The 25,033-nt window shown below is 61.3% G+C and carries 19 protein-coding genes; 14 read left to right on the forward strand and 5 right to left on the reverse strand.

Features of this window, described 5'->3' with window-relative positions; translation table 11 throughout:
• Nucleotides 1-189: 189 nt before the first annotated feature.
• From AOA60_RS19145 to choV, 3 genes are all read left to right on the forward strand, one after another.
• A complete protein-coding gene (locus tag AOA60_RS19145; RefSeq protein ID WP_099585769.1) occupies nt 190-1,137 on the forward strand; it encodes a choline ABC transporter substrate-binding protein in 948 nt (315 codons plus the stop codon).
• 73 nt (nt 1,138-1,210) lie between these two features.
• Nucleotides 1,211-2,056 carry a choline ABC transporter permease subunit gene (gene choW, locus AOA60_RS19150; protein WP_010207125.1) on the forward strand — a complete coding sequence of 282 codons (846 nt, stop codon included), beginning with the start codon at nt 1,211-1,213 and terminating at the stop codon, nt 2,054-2,056.
• Nucleotides 2,053-3,231 (forward strand): choline ABC transporter ATP-binding protein, encoded by a 1,179-nt coding sequence (choV, locus tag AOA60_RS19155; protein WP_099585770.1) that lies wholly within the window; start codon nt 2,053-2,055, stop codon nt 3,229-3,231. The genes choW and choV overlap by 4 nt, the downstream gene beginning before the upstream one ends.
• Before the next feature lie 153 nt (nt 3,232-3,384).
• Here the strand turns inward: choV and AOA60_RS19160 are convergent, their stop codons facing one another.
• Complete coding sequence (locus AOA60_RS19160; protein WP_250926185.1) at nt 3,385-5,319, reverse strand: BCCT family transporter; 1,935 nt, start codon at nt 5,317-5,319, stop codon at nt 3,385-3,387.
• Nucleotides 5,320-5,708: 389 nt separating this feature from the next.
• On the opposite strand from AOA60_RS19160, the gene betI reads away from it, so the two are divergent.
• The 10 genes from betI (at nt 5,709) to yccS (ending at nt 20,300) form a co-directional block, all read left to right on the forward strand.
• The gene (gene betI / locus AOA60_RS19165; protein ID WP_032884029.1) at nt 5,709-6,302 is read left to right on the forward strand and encodes a transcriptional regulator BetI; all 594 of its coding nucleotides are present in this window, start codon (nt 5,709-5,711) and stop codon (nt 6,300-6,302) included.
• Nucleotides 6,303-6,412: 110 nt separating this feature from the next.
• Nucleotides 6,413-7,885, forward strand: coding sequence for a betaine-aldehyde dehydrogenase (gene betB, locus AOA60_RS19170; protein ID WP_099586236.1), 1,473 nt, complete (start codon nt 6,413-6,415; stop codon nt 7,883-7,885).
• Nucleotides 7,886-8,001: 116 nt separating this feature from the next.
• On the forward strand, nt 8,002-9,696 hold the full coding sequence (betA, locus tag AOA60_RS19175; RefSeq protein WP_099585772.1) for a choline dehydrogenase: 1,695 nt from the start codon (nt 8,002-8,004) through the stop codon (nt 9,694-9,696).
• A gap of 196 nt (nt 9,697-9,892) precedes the next feature.
• Nucleotides 9,893-11,335 (forward strand): TldD/PmbA family protein, encoded by a 1,443-nt coding sequence (locus tag AOA60_RS19180; RefSeq protein WP_099585773.1) that lies wholly within the window; start codon nt 9,893-9,895, stop codon nt 11,333-11,335.
• Entirely contained in the window at nt 11,335-12,651 is a 1,317-nt protein-coding gene (locus AOA60_RS19185) for a TldD/PmbA family protein (RefSeq protein WP_099585774.1), read from the forward strand. The genes AOA60_RS19180 and AOA60_RS19185 overlap by 1 nt, the downstream gene beginning before the upstream one ends.
• 190 nt (nt 12,652-12,841) lie before the next feature.
• Nucleotides 12,842-13,732 (forward strand): alpha/beta fold hydrolase, encoded by an 891-nt coding sequence (locus AOA60_RS19190; protein WP_099585775.1) that lies wholly within the window; start codon nt 12,842-12,844, stop codon nt 13,730-13,732.
• 35 nt (nt 13,733-13,767) lie between these two features.
• Entirely contained in the window at nt 13,768-15,195 is a 1,428-nt protein-coding gene (gene mdtD, locus AOA60_RS19195; RefSeq protein WP_099585776.1) for a multidrug transporter subunit MdtD, read from the forward strand.
• Between the two features lie 130 nt (nt 15,196-15,325).
• On the forward strand, nt 15,326-16,663 hold the full coding sequence (dbpA, locus tag AOA60_RS19200; protein WP_244643590.1) for an ATP-dependent RNA helicase DbpA: 1,338 nt from the start codon (nt 15,326-15,328) through the stop codon (nt 16,661-16,663).
• 53 nt (nt 16,664-16,716) lie between these two features.
• On the forward strand, nt 16,717-17,895 hold the full coding sequence (locus AOA60_RS19205; RefSeq protein ID WP_099585778.1) for an NAD(P)/FAD-dependent oxidoreductase: 1,179 nt from the start codon (nt 16,717-16,719) through the stop codon (nt 17,893-17,895).
• Between the two features lie 221 nt (nt 17,896-18,116).
• On the forward strand, nt 18,117-20,300 hold the full coding sequence (yccS, locus tag AOA60_RS19210; RefSeq protein WP_099585779.1) for a YccS family putative transporter: 2,184 nt from the start codon (nt 18,117-18,119) through the stop codon (nt 20,298-20,300).
• A gap of 4 nt (nt 20,301-20,304) precedes the next feature.
• Here yccS and AOA60_RS19215 read toward each other — a convergent pair whose 3' ends face one another.
• Entirely contained in the window at nt 20,305-21,042 is a 738-nt protein-coding gene (locus tag AOA60_RS19215; protein WP_099585780.1) for an ABC transporter substrate-binding protein, read from the reverse strand.
• Between the two features lie 201 nt (nt 21,043-21,243).
• Here AOA60_RS19215 and AOA60_RS19220 point away from each other — a divergent pair, with 201 nt between their 5' ends.
• Nucleotides 21,244-21,696: a GNAT family N-acetyltransferase gene (locus AOA60_RS19220; protein WP_099585781.1), complete on the forward strand. Its 453-nt coding sequence runs from the start codon at nt 21,244-21,246 to the stop codon at nt 21,694-21,696.
• 82 nt (nt 21,697-21,778) lie between these two features.
• Here the strand turns inward: AOA60_RS19220 and AOA60_RS19225 are convergent, their stop codons facing one another.
• From AOA60_RS19225 to AOA60_RS19235, 3 genes are read right to left on the reverse strand one after another with little or no spacing between them, the layout of a single operon-like run.
• The gene (locus AOA60_RS19225) at nt 21,779-22,075 is read right to left on the reverse strand and encodes a helix-turn-helix domain-containing protein (RefSeq protein ID WP_099585782.1); all 297 of its coding nucleotides are present in this window, start codon (nt 22,073-22,075) and stop codon (nt 21,779-21,781) included.
• Between the two features lie 19 nt (nt 22,076-22,094).
• Complete coding sequence (locus tag AOA60_RS19230) at nt 22,095-22,595, reverse strand: M48 family metallopeptidase (RefSeq protein WP_017735682.1); 501 nt, start codon at nt 22,593-22,595, stop codon at nt 22,095-22,097.
• Between the two features lie 43 nt (nt 22,596-22,638).
• Nucleotides 22,639-24,744 carry a bifunctional diguanylate cyclase/phosphodiesterase gene (locus AOA60_RS19235; RefSeq protein ID WP_099585783.1) on the reverse strand — a complete coding sequence of 702 codons (2,106 nt, stop codon included), beginning with the start codon at nt 24,742-24,744 and terminating at the stop codon, nt 22,639-22,641.
• Nucleotides 24,745-25,033: the final 289 nt, after the last annotated feature.

Raw genomic sequence — 25,033 nt, forward strand, 5'->3', positions numbered from 1 at the left:
CACCGACACTGGATACGACCCTCCCTGTACTGGATACGACGCCCCCTGTAGGCGTCAGATTTTCACTGGTACATGATCAGTCTCGACTCGTTGGCAAGGCACCGTGGCAGAGCTGTTGTCGCACGCTCCAACCGCAACCCTTATAAAGCGCGGCGCAAGCCGCCAGAAAAAACACAGGAGTCTACCCAGATGAAAGGTTCACCCTCGTTGTTGTTGGCCGCCATGCTGAGTCTGCCAGTCATGGCACACGCTGCAGAACCGGAACAGTGCAAGACCGTCAACTTCTCCGATGTCGGCTGGACCGACATCACCGTCACCACCGCGACCACCAGCGAAGTCCTCAAGGGCCTGGGCTACAAGCCGCGTACCACGATGATTTCGGTACCAGTGACCTACAAGTCCCTGGCCGACGGCAAGAACATGGACATCTTCCTCGGCAACTGGATGCCGACCATGGAAAACGACATCAAGCAGTACCGCGATGCCGGCACCGTGGAAACCGTGCGCGCCAACCTGGAGAACGCCAAGTACACCCTGGCGGTCCCCGAAGCGCTGTACAACAAGGGCCTGAAAGACTTCGCCGATATCGCCAAATTCAAGGATGAGCTGGGCGGCAAGATCTACGGCATCGAGCCGGGTAACGACGGCAACCGCACCATCCAGACGTTGATCGACAAAGACGCCTTCGGCTTGAAAACTGCCGGTTTCAAAGTGGTCGAATCCAGCGAAGCCGGCATGCTCTCCCAGGTTGAGCGCGCCTCCAAGCGCGACCAGGCCATCGTGTTCCTCGGCTGGGAACCGCACCCGATGAACACCCGCTTCAAGATGAAGTACCTGACCGGGGGTGACGATTCGTTCGGCCCCAACTACGGCCAGGCCACCATCTACACCAACGTCCGCAAGGGCTACACCCAGGAATGCAGCAACGTTGGCCAACTGCTGAAAAACCTGTCGTTCACCCTGAACATGGAAAGCACCCTCATGGGTAACGTCCTGGACGACAAGATGAAGCCCGATGCAGCGGCCAAGGCCTGGCTGAAGAAAAACCCGCAAGTCCTCGACACCTGGCTCGCCGGTGTTACCACCGTTGACGGCCAACCTGGCCTTGCTGCCGTAAAAGCGTACCTCGACAAGTAAGTAACGCCGTTGTCCCCGGGGCGGTGCGCTGTCCCGGGATGTTTTCCCTCTTCGCATGTGGACATTCACTACCATGCTGACTGAACAGAAAATCCCACTAGGCCAGTACATCGCTGCCTTCGTCGAATGGTTGACCCAACACGGCGCCAACTACTTCGACGCAATCGCATCGACACTGGAAACGATGATCCACGGCGTGACGTTTGCGCTGACCTGGTTCAATCCGCTGGCATTGATCGGTCTGATTGCGCTGCTGGCTCACTTTATTCAACGTAAATGGGGACTGACTGTTTTTGTCATTGCCTCCTTCCTGCTGATCCTCAACCTGGGGTACTGGCAGGAAACCATGGAGACCCTGGCGCAGGTGCTGTTCGCCACCCTGGTCTGCGTGGTCATCGGCGTGCCGCTGGGCATTGTTGCCGCGCACAAACCGATGTTCTACACCATGATGCGGCCGGTGCTCGATCTGATGCAGACCGTACCGACCTTCGTCTACCTCATCCCTACCCTGACCCTCTTCGGGCTGGGTGTGGTGCCTGGGTTGATCTCCACGGTGGTGTTCGCGATTGCCGCGCCGATCCGCCTGACCTACCTGGGTATCCGTGATGTACCGCAAGAGTTGATGGACGCCGGCAAGGCCTTTGGCTGCTCGCGCCGTCAGTTGCTCTCGCGCATTGAACTGCCCCACGCCATGCCGAGCATTGCCGCCGGCATTACCCAATGCATCATGCTGTCGCTGTCGATGGTGGTGATCGCCGCGCTGGTCGGCGCCGATGGCCTCGGCAAGCCGGTGGTCAACGCGCTGAACACCGCCGACATCGCCCTGGGCTTTGAAGCGGGCCTGGCGATCGTGCTGCTGGCCATCATGCTCGACCGCATCTGCAAACAACCCGACGCCAAAGTAGGGGGTGATGCATGAGTATTATCCGATTCGACAATGTCGATGTGATCTTCTCCAAAGACCCACGCGAAGCCCTCAAGCTGCTGGATCAGGGCATGAGCCGTAACGAGATCCTGAAAAAGACCGGGCAGATCGTCGGCGTGGAAAAAGCCAGCCTGGATGTACAGAAAGGCGAAATCTGCGTGCTGATGGGCCTGTCGGGCTCCGGCAAGTCGAGCCTGCTGCGCTGCATCAACGGCCTCAACACCGTCAGCCGTGGCCAGTTGTTTGTAGAGCATGAAGGTCGCCAGATCGACATCGCCTCCTGCACCCCGGCCGAGCTGAAAATGATGCGCACCAAGCGCATCGCCATGGTGTTCCAGAAGTTCGCCCTGATGCCGTGGCTGACGGTGCGCGAAAACATCAGCTTCGGCCTGGAAATGCAGGGCCGCCCCGAGAAAGAACGGCGCAAGCTGGTGGACGAGAAACTTGAGCTGGTGGGCCTGACCCAGTGGCGCAACAAGAAGCCGGACGAGCTCTCGGGCGGCATGCAACAGCGTGTCGGCCTGGCCCGCGCCTTGGCGATGGACGCCGACATCCTGCTGATGGACGAACCCTTCTCCGCCCTCGACCCGCTGATCCGCCAGGGTTTGCAGGACGAGTTGCTGGAACTGCAACGCAAGCTGAGCAAGACCATCGTGTTCGTGAGTCACGACCTCGACGAGGCGCTCAAGCTGGGCAGCCGCATCGCGATCATGAAAGACGGCAAGATCATCCAGTACAGCGTGCCGGAAGAGATCGTACTCAACCCTGCGGACGACTATGTGCGCACCTTCGTCGCCCATACCAACCCGCTGAACGTGCTCTGCGGCCGCAGCCTGATGCGCACGCTGGACAACTGCAAACGTGTGAATGGTTCGGTGTGCCTCGATCCGGGCGGCGACTCGTGGCTGGACCTGGCCGAAGGCAACACCATCCAGGGCGCTCGCCAGAATGGCGTGGTGATGAACCTGCAGAACTGGGCGCCGGGGCAAGCGGTTGAAGGTTTAGGCCGGGTGCCGACGCTGGTGGACTCGAATATCGGCATGCGCGATGCGTTGCAGATTCGCTACCAGACGGGGAATAAGCTGGTGTTGCATGACAACAACAAGGTGGTGGGGATTCTGGGGGACAGCGAGCTGTATCACGCCCTCCTCGGCAAGAACCTGGGCTAACAAACACTGCAAAACCAATGTGGGAGGGGGCTTGCCCCCGATGGCGGTGCATCAGTAACAAATGTACTGACTGACACACTGCTATCGGGGGCAAGCCCCCTCCCACATTTGAAATCAATGGTGTCAGTGAGGACACCACAAGGCTTTCAACTATCAGCTATAGACACGGCCAAGGAGCTGCCGATGGCTTTCAAACTGATCGAGCACGTCCCGGGTAATCTGCTCCTGGGCGAAGCCCATCAGGTCGTACTCTTGAGGCCCGTTGTGCAGGTACACCTCGGCACGGTAATAGCGGGTGCGTTCTTCTTCAGGCAAGTCGCTCGGCGCCGCCGAGTAAGCGTCCAGGCTCACTTCGTAGACAAACGGGTTGCCCTCTTCCATCTCGATCCGCACACCGATGCAGCGCTTGGATTTACCCAGCAGCGTCTGCACTTCCAGCCCCTGATCACGCAGCGCAATCGCGGCTTCTTCCAGCGCCGGCGTTACGTGCTTGTCCATAAAGCGCTGCACGGTGGCCTGGCTCGGTTGCAGGTCCAGGGCGGTCAAACGCTCGCTGAAACCACGACGCCCACGTTCAGCCAATTGCGCCTGCTCCTGTTCGATCGCCGCGTCCTGGCGCATGGCCTTGTGCAAACCGAACATGAAGAAAATCAGCACCACCGAAAACGGCAGCCCCGCCAACACCACCATGGTTTGCATGGCTTCGAAGTTGCCGGCAAACAGCAGGCCGATGGTCACCAGGGTGATCACCGCCGACCAGAAGATCCGCAGCCAGTGCGGCGCATCTTCATCCACGTTGCCGCCTTTGCACGAAAGGTTGGCCATCATCACCGCGCCGGAATCCGCCGGGGTCAGGAACAGCACGAAGCCCACAAAGATCGACACACCGATGACGATTTTCGACGCCGGGTAGTGCTCCAGCAGTTGGTAGATCGCCATGGACGGTTGTTCCAGGGCCGTCTTGCCCAACTCCACCGCCCCCTGGTTCAGCACCAGGTCCAGCGCCGAGTTACCGAAGATCGACAGCCACGCCAGGGTAAAGCCCAGCGGGATCAGCAGCACGCCGGCCACCAGTTCACGCACCGTACGACCACGGGAAATACGCGCGATGAACATGCCTACGAATGGCGCCCAGGAAATCCACCAGGCCCAGTAGAACAGGGTCCACAGGCCCATCCAGCGCTCGGTCTTCTCACCGTCGCCTTCGTACACATACAGGTCGAAGGTTTTCAGCACGATGCCGTTGAGGTAGTCACCGGTGTTCTGCACCAGGCCATTGAGCAGGTGCAGGGTCGGGCCGAACAGCAGCACAAAGATCAGCAAACCGCTGAACAGCACGATGTTGAGGTTGGACAATCGACGAATGCCGTTCTCCACACCCGACACGGCGGCGATGGTCGCCACGGTGCTCATCACGATGATCACGATCAGCAGGTTGGTGTTGCTGTGTTCCATGCCGAACAGGTTTTCCAGCCCGGACGACACTTGCAGCGAGCCAATCCCCAGGTTGGTCACCAGACCCAGCAGGGTCACGAACATGCCGAAACCGTCCACCGCGTGGCCAGCCGCACCTTTGACCCAGCGCTCGCCCATCAGCGGGTACAACGCCGAGCGCAAGGCCAGCGGCTGGTTGTGGCGGTAGGCAAAGTAGGCCACGGCCAGGCCGACCAAGGCATAGATCGCCCAGCCATGCAGGCCCCAATGCAGGAAGGTCAGTTGCAACGCCTGACGCGCCGCACCATTGCTGGCGGCCGCGCCTTCGGGCGGGTTGAAGTAGTGATCCAACGGCTCCGAGGCGCCGAAGTACAGCAACGAGATGCCGATGCCCGACGAGAACAGCATGCCGGCCCAAGCGCCGTAGCTGAAATCCGGGGTGTCGTCCTTGCTGCCCAGTTTCAACTTGCCGTAGGACGAAAACGCCAGGCCCACCACGAATACCAGGTAAGCGGCGATGACCACCATGTAGTACCAGCCGAAGCTTTTCGACAGCCACGCCTGGGCAATGCCGAGCATGCGCCCGGCCTCCTGCGGGGCGATGATCAGGATGGCGGTCAACAACAGGATCAGCGCGGTGGAGGTGTAGAACACCCAACCGTTGACCCGCACCTTTTCCGGCGGGGTCTTTATAAGAGAGGCAGAACTCATGGCGCAGATGCTCCGGGCAGTGCGAGAGAGAAACACAAGGCAACGGTTATCCCAGGCCATCGATTTTTCGGCAGTCGACGGACGGGTGTTATAAAGACACCCCGAAAATTCTTGCGCCCCGTCGATGCGGTGCCAGGCGCTCAGGTGGCCTGTTTCAAGGGTTTTCCAGGTGTCAGATGTCGCAGCTCCCGGGTAGGAAATACCTGTAGGCAGCGACCATTTGTCGCAGAGCTTATTCTTTGTTGATTGAACGTTCAATCAAAACAAAATAGACTGGCCATCAAACCGACGGACGTTCATCGCCCATCGGCAGGCCTAAGGAGAGGTGCTACATGCCCAAGGTCGGTATGCAACCCATACGCCGCCAGCAGTTGATCGAAGCCACGCTGACGGCCATCGATCAGGTCGGGATGGGCGATGCCAGCATTGCGCTGATCGCCCGTCTGGCCGGCGTTTCGAACGGCATCATCAGTCACTACTTCAAGGACAAGAACGGCCTTATTGCAGCGACGATGCGCTACTTGATGAACGCGCTGATTGAGAACGTCCACGAACGCAGGCTTGCGCTCACGGACGACAGCCCACGGGCACATCTTCAGGTGATCATCGAGGGCAACTTCGATGCCAGCCAGGTCAACGGCCCGGCAATGAAAACCTGGTTGGCCTTCTGGGCCACCAGCATGCACCACCCGTCATTGCACAGGTTGCAGCGGATCAACGATCAACGTCTGTATTCCAACCTGTGCTGCCAGTTCCGCCGAACGCTGCCGCTGCCGCACGCACGCAAAGCAGCCCGAGGCCTGGCGGCCCTGATCGACGGTTTGTGGTTGCGCGGCGCCCTGTCGGGAGACGCTTTCGACACAGCGCAGGCGCAACGGATCGCTTACGAATACATGGATTTCCAATTGGCCAAGCAGGTGAGTTAGAGCACACATAACCGCTCAACCCCTGAACTGCCGTCGCTCAGTGTTGCCACACCCTTATGGCCCACTTGGCGGCGGTCAACGCCAACCACTTATGCACTTGCGAGGACTTTATGGCCCGTTTCGAACTGCAAAAACTCTACATTGACGGCGGCTACAGCGACGCTGGCAGCGATGCCACCTTCGAAGCCATCAACCCGGCTAACGGTGAAGTTCTCGCCCAAGTGCAACGCGCAACGAAAGAAGACGTTGAACGTGCCGTGGTCAGCGCCGAGAAAGGCCAGAAAATCTGGGCCGCCATGACCGCCATGGAGCGTTCGCGCATCCTGCGTCGTGCCGTGGACATCCTGCGCGAGCGCAACGATGAGCTGGCCGCCCTGGAAACCCTGGACACCGGTAAAGCCTTCTCCGAAACCAAGTACGTCGACATCGTCACTGGCGCCGACGTGCTGGAATACTACGCAGGCCTGGTGCCGGCCATCGAAGGCGAGCAGATCCCGTTGCGCGACACTGCCTTCGTCTACACCCGCCGCGAGCCACTGGGTGTGGTTGCCGGTATCGGCGCGTGGAACTACCCGATCCAGATCGCCCTGTGGAAATCCGCACCGGCCCTGGCTGCCGGTAACGCGATGATCTTCAAGCCAAGCGAAGTGACGTCGCTGACCACCCTGAAACTGGCCGAGATCTACACCGAAGCCGGTGTTCCAGACGGTGTGTTCAACGTCCTGACCGGCAGCGGCCGTGAAGTCGGCACCTGGCTGACCGAGCACCCGCGCATCGAGAAAATCTCGTTCACCGGCGGCACCGACACCGGCAAGAAAGTCATGGCCAGCGCGTCGAGCTCTTCGCTCAAAGACGTGACCATGGAACTGGGCGGCAAGTCCCCACTGATCATCTTCGACGACGCCGACCTCGACCGCGCCGCCGATACTGCGATGATGGCCAACTTCTACAGCTCCGGCCAGGTCTGCACCAACGGCACACGCGTGTTTGTTCCAAAGCACCTGCAAGCAGCCTTTGAAGCCAAGATCGTCGAGCGTGTTGCGCGCATCCGCGTCGGCAACCCGGAAGACGAAAACACCAACTTCGGCCCGCTGGTCAGCTTCGCCCACATGGAAAGCGTGCTCGGCTACATCGCCAAAGGCAAAGAGCAAGGCGCCCGCCTGCTGTGCGGCGGCGACCGCCTGACCGACGGCGACTTCGCCAAAGGCGCGTTCGTGGCACCGACTGTGTTCACCGACTGCACCGACGACATGGTGATCGTGCGTGAAGAAATCTTCGGCCCGGTGATGAGCATCCTCACCTACGAGACTGAAGAAGAAGTGATCCGTCGTGCCAACGACACCGACTTCGGCCTGGCTGCAGGCCTGGTCACCAAAGACCTGAACCGCGCCCACCGCGTGATTCATCAGTTGGAAGCCGGTATCTGCTGGATCAACGCCTGGGGCGAGTCCGACGCGAAAATGCCGGTCGGTGGCTACAAACAATCCGGTGTGGGTCGTGAGAACGGCATCAGCTCGCTGAACAACTTCACCCGCATCAAATCGGTACAGGTTGAGCTGGGCGATTACGCGTCGGTGTTCTAACAGATCCGGGATTCGCCTTTGTGGTGAGCGGGCTTGCCCCGCGCCGGGCTGCGCAGCAGCCCCATCCCGGACACCACTGTTTGACTGACCTGACCATCTCCAAAGAGGGTGCATTTATGTCCCAAGAATACGACTACATCATTGTGGGTGCCGGCTCTGCCGGTAACACCCTGGCGACCCGTCTGACCGAAGACGAAGGCGTCACCGTCCTGCTGCTGGAAGCCGGCGGCCCCGACTACCGCATGGACTTCCGTACCCAGATGCCCGCCGCCCTGGCCTTCCCGCTGCAAGGCCGCCGCTACAACTGGGCCTACGAGACCGATCCAGAGCCACACATGGACGGCCGCCGGATGGAGTGCGGTCGCGGCAAAGGCCTCGGCGGCTCCTCGCTGATCAACGGCATGTGCTACATCCGTGGCAACGCCATGGACTACGACAACTGGTCGAAGCTGCCAGGCCTGGAAAACTGGACCTACCTCGACTGCCTGCCGTATTTCCGCAAGGCCGAAACCCGCGATATCGGCCCCAACGACTGGCACGGCGGCGATGGCCCGGTCAGCGTGACCACGCCTAAAGCCGGCAACAATCCACTGTTCCACGCCATGGTTGAAGCGGGCGTACAGGCCGGTTACCCGCGTACCGAAGACTTGAACGGCTATCAGCAGGAAGGTTTCGGCCCGATGGACCGCACCGTCACGCCGAACGGCCGTCGCGCCAGTACCGCTCGCGGTTACCTGGACACCGCCAAGAAGCGTTCGACCCTGACCATCGTCACCCACGCCCTCACCGACAAAGTGCTGTTCGAAGGCAAGCGTGCCGTTGGCGTGCGTTACCTGATCGGCGCGGCTGAAGAGCGTGTTGAAGCCCGTGCGCGCAAAGAAGTGCTGGTGTGCAGCGGCGCAATTGCCTCGCCGCAACTGCTGCAACGCTCCGGCGTCGGCCCGGCCAAATTGCTGGAAAGCCTCGACATCCCGGTGGTCCACGACCTGCCCGGCGTCGGTGAAAACCTGCAGGACCACCTTGAGCTGTACCTGCAATATGCGTGCACCCAACCGGTGTCGCTGTACCCGTCGCTGCTCTGGTACAACCAGCCGGCGATCGGCGCCGAATGGCTGTTCAACGGCACCGGTATCGGCGCCAGCAACCAGTTCGAAGCGGGCGGTTTTATCCGAACCCGTGAAGAGTTCGAGTGGCCGAACATCCAGTACCACTTCCTGCCGGTCGCGATTAACTACAACGGCAGCAACGGCGTGAAAGAGCACGGTTTCCAGGCGCACATGGGCTCCATGCGTTCGCCGAGCCGTGGCCGCATCCAGCTGAAGTCGAAGAACCCACGGGACTACCCGAGCATCCTCTTCAACTACATGGCCACTGAGCAGGACTGGCAGGAATTCCGCGATGGCATCCGCCTGACCCGTGAAATCATGCAACAGCCGGCGTTGGATCAATACCGTGGCCGCGAAATCAGCCCAGGCATTGAAGTGCAAACCGATGAGCAGTTGGACACGTTCATCCGCGAGCACGCCGAGACCGCGTTCCACCCGTCCTGCTCGTGCAAGATGGGCACCGACGAGATGGCCGTGGTAGATGGCGAAGGTCGCGTGCATGGCATGCAAGGCCTGCGTGTGGTCGATGCTTCGATCATGCCGATCATCACCACCGGCAACCTGAACGCGCCGACGATCATGATCGCCGAGAAAATCGCCGACAAGATCCGTGGCCGCCAGCCATTGCCGCGCAGCACGGCTGACTACTATGTAGCAGGCGGTGCGCCGGTGCGCGGCAAGCCGATGCGTGAGATTGCGCAGTAACTGATAGACCGCGGCGCTTCCATCGGGGGCAAGCCCCCTCCTACACTTTGATTTGTGAATACATTCCAAATGTGGGAGTGGGCTTGCCCCCGATAGGGCCCGAACAAACAACACACAACCACCTCCCTTGATCAGCTCCCAGCCCAGGCCTACTCTGTCTGCCTGCCTGCGCTGAGCCGCCCACAAGGAAGGCCCCATGTTCGACCACCACGCCACACTCAAACGGCACTTCAGTGCCCTGCGCACCTGCGCCGAGTTCTTCTCCCTGCGCTACGTGCGCGAATCCGGCCAGTACCTGTCGGTGCGCAAGAACGTCGCCGAACCGCCCCACTTGAGCCACGACGAAGGCGCCATGCTCACCGTGCGTCTCAACGGTGTTGAAGCCTACGCCGCGACCAACGATATCTCCCTTGCCGGCCTGCAAGCCGCCCTTGAGCGTGCCGAACAGCAAGCCCGGCAGATCAAGCCTCACGCCCTGCTCGACCTGCGCGACCAACACGTGTCCAGTGACGTGGCCGACTACCTGTCGCCCGATCTCAGCCAGCCCTTCCCGTCCCTGAGCGACTGCTACCAACTGCTCGGCGACGAATCGGCCGCCGTGCCCAGGGATGAGCGTCTGGTCAGTTGGGATGTGAGCCTCGGCCTGACCCACGTCGAGCAGATCTACCTCAACACGGCCGGCGCCGAACTGCACCAGGCCCAGCGTTTTGTGTTCCCCGGCGTCAACGTCACGGCCTTCGACGGCAACGACAGCCAGACCCGCACGCTCGGCGGCAGTAACTTCGGCCAGCAAGGCGGGTTTGAGGTGATCAACCGCTTCGGCCTGGTCGGCGCCGCGCCGCGCATTGCCGACGAAGCCCTGCAACTGCTGCTCGCGCCGAACACGCCCCAAGGCCCGCGCGACCTGCTGCTGATGCCGGACCAGATGATCCTGCAGATTCACGAGTCCATCGGCCACCCACTGGAGCTGGACCGTATCCTCGGCGACGAGCGCAACTACGCCGGCACCAGTTTTGTGAAGGCCAGCGACTTTGGCCACCTGCAATACGGCTCCAGGCTGCTCAACGTGACGTTCGACCCGGACATTCCCGAGCAACTCGCCAGCTACAGCCATGACGACGACGGCACCGCCGCCAGCAAGCAATTCCTGATCCGCGAAGGGCTGTTGATCAAGCCATTGGGTGGAGCGCTGTCGCAATTCCGATCGGGCATGAGCGGCGTGGCCAACAGCCGCGCCAGCAGTTGGAACCGCGCACCGATCGACCGCATGGCCAACCTGAATATCGAGCCCGGTGACAAGAGCCTCGCGCAGTTGGTGGGCGGCATCGAAAGCGGCATCCTGATGTCGACCAACCGTTCCTGGTCCATCGACGATGCGCGCAATAAATTCCAGTTCGGCTGCGAATGGGGCCAGTTGATCGAAAACGGCGAACTCAAGGGCGTGGTGAAGAACCCCAACTACCGGGCGATTTCCGCGCAGTTCTGGCGCAAGCTCAGCGCCGTGGGTGACGCCAGCACCTCCAAGGTGCTGGGCACGCCGAACTGCGGCAAGGGTGAACCCAACCAGGTGATCCGCGTCGGCCACGCCTCGCCAGCCTGCGTATTCAGCAACGTTGATGTATTTGGGGGAGATGCCTGATGAACAACTTCACGGCATTGGTGCAGTGGCTCAAGCAAGCCATTACCGACAAGGAACAATTTCACCTGGGCTACGCGGCGGAATCGTCCGAGTTCGTGCGCTTCAACCACGCCAAGGTGCGGCAGGCCGGGCAAGTGCAGCAGGCCAGCCTCAACCTCAAATTGATCAACGATGGCCGCCATGCCGACCTTGGCATCACCCTGGCCGGCGAGCCTGAGCTGGATCGCCAGCGCCTCGCCGCCGGCCTGCAACAGCTGCGCGAAACCTTGCCGCTGCTGCCTCTCGACCCGTATCTATTGCTCAACCAGAACGCCTGGCACAGCCACAACGAACAGGCCCAGCCGTTGCCCGACCTGGGCCTCGTACTGGAGGACATCAGCCAGGCTGCCGACGGCGTGGACCTGGTCGGGATCTATGCCGCCGGGCCGATCAGCCGTGGCTTTGCCAGTTCCGACGGAGCCTTCGGCTGGCACCAGGCCAATAGCTTCAACTTCGATTTCAGCCTGTTCCATGCCAACGGCGAAGCGGTAAAGGCCAGCTACGCCGGGCATACCTGGGACAGCGCGGAGTTCGCCCGCCGCTTGCAACAGGCCCGCGACCAGCTTGAGTTCCTCGACCGGCCGCTGCATACCCTGCCACCCGGAGAGTACCGCGCCTACCTGGCCCCGGCGGCATTGGAAGAAATCATCAGCATCATCACCTGGGGTGGTTTCTCCGCCCAGGCCATCGCCAGCAAAGGCAGCTCGCTGCAAAAACTGTACGCCGGTGAGCAACACCTCAGCCCGCTGGTAACGGTGAGCGAACAGATCAGCGGCTCCCTGAGCCAGGCGTTTTCCAGTGAGGGCTACCCGCGCAGCGATGTCACGCTGATCAACGCCGGCAAGGCCGACGGCCAACTGGTGAACTCGCGCAGCGCCGCCGAATATGACCTGAGCGCCAACGGCGCCGGCAGCGACGAATCCCCCAGCGCCTTGCAGATGGCCGCAGGCAGCCTGGCCCAGGCCGAGATCCTCAAGCAGTTGGGCACCGGCCTGTACATCAGCAACCTGTGGTACCTGAACTACTCCGACCTGCCGGCCGCACGCCTGACCGGCATGACGCGCTTCGCTACGTTCTGGGTGGAAGACGGCGAAATCAAGGCGCCGGTCAGCACCATGCGTTTTGATGACAGTGTCTACAGCTTGCTGGGTTCGCAGTTGGAAGCGCTTACCGCCGAGCGCGAGTTGCTGTTGTCGGCCAGTACCTATGGGCAGCGCAATACTGCGTCCAACCTGCTCCCCGGCGCCTTGGTAAAACGCCTGACGCTAACCCTCTAAACACTGCAAACCCAATGTGGGAGCCGGATTGCCCCCTCCCACATTGCTTAGCGTGATTTCAGAGACTTCGTTTCACCTATTCCTACCGCCAAATCCCATCTCACACGTCTCCCCGTGCAGCCTGTTGTCGCCTGCAAAAAACCTCGTTATAACGGTTAGTGGCATACCGCCACACACCGGAAGTGATGCGATGAACCATGGAAGTTTCGTCATACAAAAGCTGTTCAAACACTACAACGTTCACGTGGAGCAACTGGGTCACGACCCGCAAAAGAAGACGGTGCTGATGGTCAATGGCGCGCTGTCCACCACGCGCTCCTTCGCCCGCACCAGCAAATGCCTGGCTGAGCATTTCAATGTACTCATGTTCGACTTGCCATTCTCCGGCTACTCCCGCGAGCACAACACCGACCTGGACCTGGTGACCAAGGACGACGAAGTACAGATGCTGCGCGCCCTGGTCGAGCGTTTCGAGGTCAACCACCTGGTGTCGGCCTCCTGGGGCGGCATCTCCACGCTGCTGACCCTGGCGCACAACCCGCCGTCCATCGAAAGCTCGGTGGTGATGGCCCTGGCGCCCAACCTCAATCAAGCGATGCTCGACTATGTGGAGCGTGTGCGCGTGCTGATCGAGGCCGATGACAAGTCCGCCGTCGGCCACTTGCTCAACGAGACGGTCGGCAAATACCTTTCGCCCCGGCTCAAACGCAACAACCATCGGCACCTGTCGACCATGGCCACCACCGAGTACCGCCAGGCGCGCTTTCATATCCATCAGGTGCTGGGCCTGGGCGACGGCAACTACCTGCCCGCACTGCGGCAGATTGAAACGCCGGTGCATTTCCTCAACGGCGCCCTGGACGAATACACCCCGGCTGCCGAAGCCCAGTTGTTCAAGCAGTACGTGGCGCGCAGCAGCTTTGCCGTGGCCGAGCACACCGGCCATTTGCTCGATCTGGAGTCCCGCGAGGCCGCGTTGTCGGTGCACCGCGCCCTGCTGAATTACCTGGTGGGTGAGCACGCGACGTTGTCGGACTTAGACGAACCGCCAGTGGGAAAAAGCGCGACGGATGGCGCATAATCGCCAACACATAGCCTGCTAACAAAAGGGTTCCCATGCCGAATCGCGTCCCGCTCGATGCCAAGACCGCCCGCTGGCTCCCCTGGGTGGTGGCGATTGCCTTCTTCATGCAGTCGCTGGATGGGACGATTCTGAACACCGCACTGCCGGCCATGGCGCGGGACCTCGCCGAGAACCCGCTGCGCATGCAAGGCGTGGTGATCGCCTACATGCTCACCGTCGCCCTGCTGATCCCGGCGTCGGGCTGGATCGCCGACCGCTTCGGCACCAAGAAAATCTTCTTTGGCGCGATCATGCTGTTCAGCATCGGCTCCTTGCTGTGCGCGTTGTCCAGCAGCCTGACCATGCTGGTGGGCGCGCGGGTGGTCCAAGGTTTGGGCGGTGCGTTGATGCTGCCCGTGGGCCGGCTTGTAGTCTTACGTGCTTACCCACGCTCCGAGCTGGTGCGGATCATGGGCTTCATCACCATTCCCGGCCTGCTCGGCCCCTTGCTCGGCCCGACCATGGGCGGCTGGATGGTGCAATACCTGACCTGGCACTGGATCTTCCTGATCAACCTGCCGGTGGGCATGATCGGTTGCTACGCCGTGTGGAAATTCATCCCCGACCTGCGCGGCAGCGAGCGCACGCGCTTCGATGGCATCGGCTTCCTGCTGTTCGGCGCGGCGATGGTGCTGATCACTATCGCCATGGAAGGCCTGGGCGAACTGCACCTGCCGCACCTGCGGGTGATGTTGCTGCTGTTTGGCGGGCTGGCGTGCCTGGCGGCGTATTGGTTGCGGGCCGGGCATATCGACAATGCGCTGTTCTCGCCGGTGCTGTTCAAGACGCGCACCTTTGCCGTGGGCATTCTGGGCAACCTGTTCGCCCGGCTGGGCAGCGGCGCGCTGCCGTTCCTGGTGCCGCTGCTGTTGCAAGTGGCGCTGGGCTATTCGCCGTCGCAAGCCGGCATGAGCATGCTGCCCCTGGCGGCGGCGGCGATGTTTGCCAAGTCGGTGGCGCGGCCGCTGATCGAGCGCCTGGGTTATCGCATCGTGCTCACCGGCAACACGCTGGCGCTGGGCCTGATGCTCGCCAGCATGGGCCTGGTCACGGAACAAACGCCCTACCCGTTGCTGCTGGGCATGCTCGCGGTGCTGGGGGCGATCAACTCCCTGCAATTTACCGCGATGAACACCGTGACCCTGATCGACCTCGACGACGCCCAGGCCAGCAGCGGCAACAGTTTGCTGTCGGTGGTGGCGCAATTGTCCCTTAGCCTGGGCGTGGCCTGTGCCGGTGCGCTGCTCGGCGGGTTTACTGCCGAAGCGGGCAATGATGGAGTGGACAGTATCCTCGGCGCCTTCCAATTGACCTTCCTCACCGTGGGCATCATGGCGATGCTGGCGGCGGCGATCTTCCTGCAACTGTCGCCAAAAGACGGGAAACGGGTGGCCAATCCGGACCAACATATCGAGCATTAACCGGCGGCTCGTCTAGAACTTGCAGGGAAATTCCCACGGTACTGGTACACTGCGCGACATTTTGTTTTGCAGAGCCAGTCCCGTGACCACCATCGCCACCGCTTTTAATACTTTGCCGCTCTCCGCCGCCATGCTGGCTAACCTCGACTCGCTGGGTTATGTCGAGATGACGCAGATCCAGGCGCAAAGCTTGCCGGTGATCCTCAAGGGGCTGGACCTGATTGCCCAGGCCAAGACCGGCAGCGGCAAGACCGCAGCCTTCGGCATCGGCCTGTTGAACCCGATCAACCCGCGCTACTTCGGCTGCCAGGCGCTGGTGATGTGCCCGACCCGTGAACTGGCCGACCAGGTGGCCAAGGAAATCCGTCGCCTGGCCCGTGCCGAAGACAACATCAAGGTCCTGACCCTGTGCGGCGGCGTGTCCCTCGGCCCGCAGATCGCGTCCCTTGAACACGGCGCCCACGTGATCGTCGGCACTCCGGGCCGCATCCAGCAACACCTGCGCAAAGGTTCGCTGGTGCTGGACGGCCTGAACACCCTGATCCTCGACGAAGCCGACCGCATGCTCGACATGGGCTTCTACGACGCCATCGAAGACATCATCAGCAAGACCCCGCCACGCCGCCAGACCCTGCTGTTTTCGGCCACCTACCCGGTGAGCATCAAGCAGTTGGCGTCCAAATTCATGCGCGCACCGCAGCAAGTGAAGGCCGAAGCCTTCCACTCCGATGACCAGATCGAGCAGCGTTTCTTCGAGATCTCGCCGGAAGAACGCATGGACGCCGTGACCAAGGTGCTGGCGCACTTCCGCCCGGCCTCCTGCGTGGCGTTCTGCTTTACCAAGCAGCAAGTGCAGGAAACCGTCGACCACCTGACGGCCAAGGGTATTTCCGCCGTTGGCCTGCATGGCGACCTGGAACAGCGCGACCGTGACCAGGTGCTGGCGATGTTCGCCAACCGCAGCACCTCAGTGCTGGTGGCCACTGACGTCGCCGCCCGTGGTTTGGACATTGATGCGCTGGACATGGTGATCAACGTCGAACTGGCCCGTGACTCGGAAATCCACATCCACCGCGTTGGCCGGACTGGCCGTGCGGGCGAGACCGGTATCGCCATCAGCCTGGTAGCGCCGTCTGAAGCGCACCGCGCCCAGGCCATCGAGCAACTGCAGAAGTCGCCACTGAACTGGGACCAACTGGACAACCTCAAGCCGCAAAGCGGCGGTCCGTTGCTGCCGGTGATGAGCACGCTGTGCATCGCCGCTGGCCGTAAAGACAAGGTGCGTCCGGGCGACATCCTCGGTGCACTGACCGGCGACGCCGGCATCCCCGGCGCCCAGGTCGGCAAGATCGCGATCTTTGACTTCCAGGCATTCGTGGCCGTGGAGCGTGGCATCGCCAAGCAGGCGTTGCAGCGCTTGAATGACGGCAAGATCAAAGGCCGTTCGTTGCGCGTGCGCATCCTGTAAGAAATCTCCAACCCAATGGAGATCCAAATCAGAATTTGCATGAGGACACCGTTTTGCGCTCGACCGAAGTTGTGATCATTGGCGCCGGCGCCGCAGGCTTGATGTGTGCGCTGACCGCCGCCGGGCGTGGGCGCAAGGTGATGTTGATCGACCACGCGAACAAGGCCGGTAAAAAGATCCTGATGTCCGGCGGTGGCCGCTGCAATTTCACCAATATGTACACCGAGCCTGCCAACTTCCTCTCGCACAACGCGCACTTCTGCAAATCCGCCCTGGCCCGCTACACCCAGTGGGATTTCATTGGGCTGGTGGCCAAGCACGGCGTGCCGTATCACGAGAAGAAGCTCGGCCAGCTGTTCTGCGACAACAAGTCCAGCGACATCCTCGGCATGCTGCTCGACGAGTGCATCCAGGCGGGCGTGAACATGCACCTGGACACTTCGGTGCAGGAAATCGCCAAGGTCGACAGCGGTTATCAATTGCAGACCACCTTGGGCGAACTGCGCTGCGAATCCCTGGTGATCGCCACCGGCGGCTTGTCGATACCGACCCTGGGCGCCACCGGTTTTGGTTATCAAGTGGCCAGGCAATTCGGCCACGAACTACTGCCGACCCGCGCAGGCCTGGTGCCGTTCACCATCACCGATCAGCTCAAGGACTTGTGCGGCGAGTTGTCCGGCACCTCCGTGGATTGCCTGGTCAGCTGCAACGACCAGAGCTTTCGCGAGAACATCCTGTTTACCCACCGTGGCCTGAGCGGGCCGGCGATCCTGCAGATTTCCTCGTATTGGGAATCCGGCGACACCGTGGAAATCAACCTGCTGCCCGACCACGACGCCCACACCTGGCTGCAACAGCAACAGGCCGAGCGCCCCAACAGCGAGCTGAAAACCTTGCTGGGTGAGATCTTCACCAAGAAGATGGCCAACCTGCTGGCAGAGACGTGGTTTGTGTCCAAGCCGATGAAGCAGTACACCCACGCGGAGATCGCCGACATTGCGCAGAAGCTGGGCAGTTGGCAGCTGGTGCCGGCGGGTACCGAGGGTTATCGCACCGCCGAGGTGACGTTGGGCGGGGTGGATACGCGGGAAGTGTCGTCCAAGACCATGGAATCGCTGAAAAGCCCTGGGTTGTACTTCATTGGTGAAGTGCTGGATGTGACCGGGCACTTGGGTGGGTTCAACTTCCAGTGGGCGTGGGCGTCGGGTTACGCTGCTGCGCAGTACGCCTAGAGGATGTACTCGGTCAAATGTGGGAGGGGGCTTGCCCCCGATGGCGGTGTATCAGTCAAAGATGTTCTGGCTGACACACGGCTATCGGGGGCAAGCCCCCTCCCACATTTTGATTTGAGGTGTGCCAGGGAATAAATTGCACTGAGATGTGATCACCACCCTTGCCGTGGCGTCCTTGATAGCTCAATTTAACGGCATCGTCCCGGAAGACTCACGACTTCATGTCATCGACCTCGTTCAAGCAGTCCATGCGGCGCCTGTGGGCCCTGGATAAATTCAGCTACAGCATTCGGGTATTCATCGCCCTCACCGGCAGCATGGCGCTGTGCTGGTACCAGGATGAAATGACGCTGCTGATCCCGCTGTTCCTGGGGATTATCGCCAGCGCCCTGGCCGAGACCGACGACAGTTGGCAAGGCCGCCTCAACGCCCTGGCCGTGACGCTGGTGTGTTTCAGCATCGCCGCGCTGTCGGTGGAGTTGCTGTTCCCTTATCCCTGGGTTTTCGCCATCTCCCTGGCCCTGGCGACGTTCGGCCTGACCATGCTCGGCGCCTTGGGCGAACGTTATGGGGCGATTGCCTCGGCCACCTTGATTTTGTCGGTCTATACCATGATCGGCGTGGACCAGCGTGGCGGCGCCGTCAGTGACTTCTGGCATGAGCCATTGCTGCTGGTGGCCGGTGCGGCCTGGTACGGCGCGTTGTCGGTGCTGTGGCAGGCGCTGTTTTCCAACCAGCCGGTGCAGCAGAGCCTGGCGCGGTTGTTCCGCGAGTTGGGGCGCTATCTCAAGCTCAAATCGTCGCTGTTCGAACCGATCCGCCAGCTGGATGTGGAAGCGCGCCGCCTGGAACTGGCCCAGCAAAATGGTCGGGTGGTGGCCGCGCTGAATGCGGCGAAGGAAATCATCCTGCACCGCGTGGGCAACGGCCGACCGGGGTCGAAGGTCAGCCGCTACCTCAAGCTGTACTTCCTCGCCCAGGACATCCACGAGCGCGCCAGTTCCTCCCACTATCCTTACAACGCCCTCGCCGATGCCTTCTTCCACAGCGACGTGCTGTTCCGCTGCCAGCGCCTGCTGCGTCAGCAAGGCAAGGCCTGCCAGGCCCTGGCCGAGTCGATCCAACTGCGCCAACCGTTCATCTATGACGACAGCTTCGCCGAAGCCCTCAGCGACCTGAATGCCTCCCTGGAACACCTGCGCATCCAGAGCAACCCGGCCTGGCGCGGCCTGCTGCGCTCGTTGCGCGCGCTGGCGGCCAACTTGTCCACCCTCGACCGTTTGCTGGGCGATGCGAGCAACCCGGACGCCCTGGCCGACGCCACCGACAGCAACCTGCTGGACCGTGCGCCGCGCAACCTCAGGGAAATGTGGACGCGCCTGCGCACGCAACTGACGCCGACGTCGCTGCTGTTCCGCCACGCCTTGCGCCTGTCCCTGGCATTGACCATCGGCTACGGCACCTTGCACGCCATCCATGCTTCCCAAGGTTACTGGATCATCCTCACCACCCTGTTTGTGTGCCAGCCCAACTACGGCGCCACGCGGCGCAAGCTCGGCCAGCGGATCATCGGCACCGCCATCGGCCTTACCGTGGCCTGGGCGCTGTTCGACCTGTTCCCCAACCCCTTGGTGCAGTCGATGTTCGCCATCGCCGCTGGCCTGGTGTTCTTTATCAACCGCACCACCCGCTACACCCTGGCCACGGCAGCGATCACCTTGATGGTGCTGTTCTGCTTCAACCAGGTGGGGGATGGCTACGGGCTGTTCCTGCCAAGGCTGTTCGATACCTTGCTCGGCAGCTTGATCGCGGGCCTGGCGGTGTTCCTGTTCCTGCCGGACTGGCAAGGCCGCCGACTGAACAAAGTGCTGGCCAACACCCTGACCTGCAACAGCATCTACCTGCGCCAGATCATGCAGCAATACGCTGCCGGCAAGAGCGACGACCTGGCCTACCGCCTGGCCCGCCGCAACGCGCACAACGCCGACGCGGCCCTGTCGACCACCCTCGCCAATATGCTGATGGAACCGGGACATTTCCGTAAGGAAGCGGATGTGGGGTTCCGTTTCCTGGTGTTGTCCCACACCTTGCTCAGTTACCTGTCAGGGCTCGGTGCACACCGCGACACGCAATTGCCGGCCGAAGTGCGCGAGCATCTCATCGACGGCGCGGGCAAAACACTCGCGACGAGCATTGATGAAATCGCGACAGGACTGGCCAACAAGCAGCCCATTGCGATCCAGAGCGACGCCGAGGAAGCCCTGGCGGCGGACCTGGAGCAGATGCCGGACGAGATAGATGAAGGGCAGCGGTTGGTGCAGACGCAGTTGGCGTTGATTTGTCGGCAGCTAGGGCCGCTGCGAACATTGGCGGCGCATTTGATCAAGGACACCAGCGCGGCTTAGGCCGCTACATCCCATGAGCCTTCATCAACCGCGCATAACTGCCATCAGCCTTCATCTTGGCAATCTCGCGATCAAAGCTCGCGACAATCTGCGCATGCTCTGGGTTCTTCAGGCTCACCAGGATATGCAGGCTGTTTTCACTCAGCGGCTGGGGCAGGAACTCCACCGAATTGCGCACCCGCGCCGATTCCCGTGACAGGTAAAAGCGCGCCACATATTCATCCTCCACCGTCAGCCGCACGCGCTGCGCCGCCAGCATCCGCACGGCCATGGCAAAGTTATGCACAGGGACTTTCTGCAACTGCGCATCGCCATCGAACGCCGCCGAATACGCATAACCGCGCACCACGGCGATGGGGTAGTCGTGCAGTTGCTGCAGGTTCTGATACTCGATGGGATCATCACGGCGCTTGATAAAGCGCACGCGGTTGAGCAGGTATTCGCCGGAGAACTGCCCCAATTGCGTACGGGCGTCGTCGTACCAGGCGTTGATCAGCACGTCATAGCGCCCGTCACCCACGCCCATCAGCGCACGGGCCCAAGGCACCTGCTCGAAATCACTGGCATAGCCGGCGCGGGCCAGGGCCGTGCTGACAATATCGGTGGCCAAGCCACCGTTGATCAGCGTGGCATCGGTAAAGGGCGGCCAGGCATCCGCGACCAGACGCAGGCGCTGTGCACATGCAGGCGTCGCCAGCAACAACACTCCCATCAAAGCAACGGCACGAGACAATCGCGGCATGCTCAAAATCCTTGGCGGACAGGCGGTGGCCTTAGCTCAGGCTGCGCCTGAGGTTCTAACATTAGCTCAGATTACACAAAGAAACGGCTGGCGCATGCACTCAATGATGGCAAATTGATTTCACTCACAAAAATAGTTGATTTAGACACCACCGCGCGCCGCGCTTACTATCCAGAACAGACATTCACGTGAGAACACACCATGACAGTCGATTGGGTCTGCAAACATCACACCGACCTGGGCAAGGAGCAGCTGTACGCCATCCTGCGCCTGCGCGGCGAGGTCTTCGTTGTCGAGCAGAAGTGCGTTTATCAAGACATCGACGGGCAAGACCTGGCGGGCGACACCCACCACCTGATGGCCTGGAAAGACGATGAACTGGTGGCCTACCTGCGCCTGCTGGATCCAGAGTCCCAAGGCGGCGATGTGGTAGTTGGCCGGGTGATCGTCGCGTCGGGGGAGCGGGGGACCGGGCTGGGGCACACGATGATGGAAGAAACGCTCAAGCAGATTGACGAGATCTGGCCAGAGACACCGATCTTTCTGTCAGCCCAGGCGCATCTGCAGGGGTATTACGGGCGGTATGGGTTTGTGGTGGCGGGTGAGGAATACCTTGAGGATGATATTCCACATATAGGTATGCGCCGGGCTTGAGGGCCTCATCGGGAGCAAGCCCCCTCCCACATGTGGGAGGGGGCTTGCTCCCGATGGCGTCAGCTGAAACAGTGCAAAACCTTCAGGGATACCCCAACACCTGCTTCACCGAAGCCAGATTGCCTTCGATCCAGCGCCGATCAATTGCGCCCCAATCACGAATCCGATAGTGCCCGGCATGGTTACGGGCACCGTCCTCTTGCTCGAATTCACACACGATATCCAGGTCAGCCAATGCCGCAATCGTGTCCTGCGCCGTGCGCCGAGGCATGCCGGTGGCGTCGGTCAGCGCCGGCACACTGCTGGCCAGCCCACTGTCGATCAGGTACGCCACGTACAGGCGGCGGTAGAAGCTGCTTTTGGTCTTGCTCACATCCATGGTCAGTCGCCTTGTGCGGTCAGGGTTTGCCCTGCAGGTCGCGATACGTGAGGTACACCCGCAGGTCGAATTCCACCTGGTGGTAACCCGGCATCATGTAGTCGCAGAGTTTGTAGAACGCCTTGTTGTGGTCCGATTCCTTGAAGTGTGCCAGTTCGTGCACCACGATCATGCGCAGAAATTCCGGCGCGGCGTCCTTGAACAACGCAGCAATGCGGATCTCTTTCTTGGACTTGAGGTTGCCACCCTGCACCCGCGAAATCGTGGTGTGCAGGCCGAGGGCGCGGTGGGTCAGGTCCAGGCGATTATCAAACAGCACCTTGTCGATGGCCGGCGCGTTGCGCAGGTGTTCCTGCTTCAAGGCCAGCGCGTAGGCGTACAGGGCTTTGTCGCTCTGCACCGCGTGGCGCTCGGGGTAGCGCTGCTCCAGGTAGGCACCCAACTGGTCCTTGGCGATCAGTTGGCGTACCTGCTCCTGGAGGGCGGCGGGATAGGCCTGGAGGTATTTCAGCGCGGTCATGGAGGTCTGCAACAGGGTTCGAATGGGCGCCAGTGTAGCGAATTCAGCGCATGCGGGCGCGAGACCAGTCGAGCACTTCATCGGCCATCAGCGGTTGTGCCGCCCACGGCCCTTGGATAAACGGGCAGCCATGGGCCTTGAGCCACTGAGCTTGTTCCTGGGTTTCCACGCCTTCGGCCACCACGACCACATCAAAATGCCCACACAGCTCGATAATGCTGCGCGCCATCGCCGTGTCCCTCACCGAACCCGGCAGGCGCGCAACCAATTGCGGGTCAAGTTTGAGGGTGTCGAACGCCAAGTCACGCAGATGCGACAAGGAGCACTGCCCCGCGCCGAAGTCATCCAGCGCAATGCGTACGCCGATGCGGCGCAGCAATTTGAGCTGTTTGGCGGCCTCTTCCAGGTTACTCATCAGGCAGTCTTCGCCGATTTCCACCTCCAACTGGTGCGTCTGCAGCCCATACCGCTCCATCATCTGCTGCAACTGGTTCGCCAGGTTGGGCATGTTGAACTGGCTGCTGCTCAGACTCACGCTCAATACCAACTCGTCATCGAAGGCGCTTTGCCACATCTGACGCTGGGCAGCGACCTGCTGATAAATCCACGCGCTCAGTTGGCTGATCAGCCGCGCCTCTTCCAGCAACGGTAAAAACAGCCCTGGCGGCACGTCGCCGACGCTGGGGTGCTGCCAGCGCAACAACGCCTCGACGCCGCGCAAGCGTCCATCCGCCAGGGAAACCTGGGGCTGATAGACCAGGGTGAACTCCCTGTTTTGGATCGCCGTGCGCACACTGTCTTCGAGCATCAGCCGCGAGCGCGCACGGCCGTTCATTTCCTGGTCGTAATAACGATATTGCTGACGGCCTGCGCGCTTGGCTTCGTACATGGCGATGTCGGCCGCACGCAGCAAACCATTCAGATCCGAGCCGCAATCCGGGTAGGTCGCAATGCCGATGCTCACGCCGAGCATCACATCCAGACCGTCGACCTGCTGGCACACCGAGACGCGCTCGATCAGCTTCTCCGAAATCTTTGCCGCCTGCTCCGGGAATTCCAATTCCAGCAGCGCGGTAAATTCATCCCCGCCCATGCGGCCGATAATGTCGTAGGAGCGCAGGCAGCCCTGCAATTGCTCCGAGACCCAGCGCAGCACCCGATCACCGGCGTCATGGCCCAGGGAATCGTTGACCCGCTTGAAACCGTCGAGGTCCAGGTACAGCAACACCAGGGACTGCTCCGTGCGCTCGCTGCGCAACAGTGTGTTTTCCACTGCCTGATGGAAGCCGCGCCGGTTCAGCAGCCCGGTCAGTGGGTCGGTGACGGCCTGGAATTCCAACTGCTGATGCAAGTGGCGGACCTCGGACATGTCCAGCACCGTCACCACCATGGCCTTCTGCTCGGCGGGCAACGGCGCGCAGGACAGTGCCACCGGCACCTGCTGGCCACGACGGGTGCGCAGCAGCGCATCGTGCAGACGCCAGGTTTCGCCCTTGCGATAACCGGCGTACATCTGCGAGTCCAGCCAGGCGGGCACATGGGGTTTTTGCAGGAAACTCAGGAAGTCCTGATCTTGCAACTCCTGGATCGTGGCGTTGAGCAGCCGCGAAATCGCCGGGTTGGCGTATTCGATCACGCCCTCCTCACTCACCACCAGAATGCCCTCGGCGGCGTTATCCAGCACCGACGCATTAAAGGCCCGCGCGGACTCCAGGTCATGGCTCAGGCGCTGCAACGCCCGGCGATTGCGCTGATGCTCCAGCAACGCCTGGACCTTGGGCTTGAGGATATGCGGGTCGAAGGGTTTGAACAGATAGTCGATGGCACCACTGGCATAGCCTTCCAGCACGGCGGCGGGCGACTGGGCGTTGGCACTCAGAAAGATGATCGGGGTCATGCGCGTGCGCTGGCTGCCGCGCATCAACCGCGCGACTTCGAAGCCGTCCATGCCGGGCATCATCACATCCAGCAACACCAAATCGACTTCATGTAGCAGCAACAACTCCAGGGCTTCCATCCCGGATGCGGCGGTGATCACCTGCCAGTCATCGCGTTGCAAAAGCGCACGCATGCTGATCAGGTTTTCCGGGTAGTCATCGACCACCAGAAGAACCGAACTGCCATCGCCGTGATGTGGAGCGCATTCCATGCTGGGACTCTTCCTTAGGTCTAATCCGGTCATTTCTGACAGAAAACCCGGACAAACATCAAGGCCTCACTCTAGCCCCGGATCCTGAAAATCAGAAGTGACGTGGATGCCATCATTGCGCCAAAGTTCAGTCAGCCGACTAACGGTCAACCTCTACAGCCCACGGTTCATGGGAAACATGGCTTTTTGGCATTCCTATGGCGTCAATAAATTGCCAGCAAATGTTTAACAACTGGACGGCCACCGCCTATAAAGAACCTGTCAGGCCCCCGGGCCAAAGCCGTCACCC

Origin of the sequence: Pseudomonas sp. 2822-17 (genome assembly GCF_002742485.1) — a bacterium.
Taxonomy (GTDB): domain Bacteria; phylum Pseudomonadota; class Gammaproteobacteria; order Pseudomonadales; family Pseudomonadaceae; genus Aquipseudomonas; species Aquipseudomonas cyclaminis.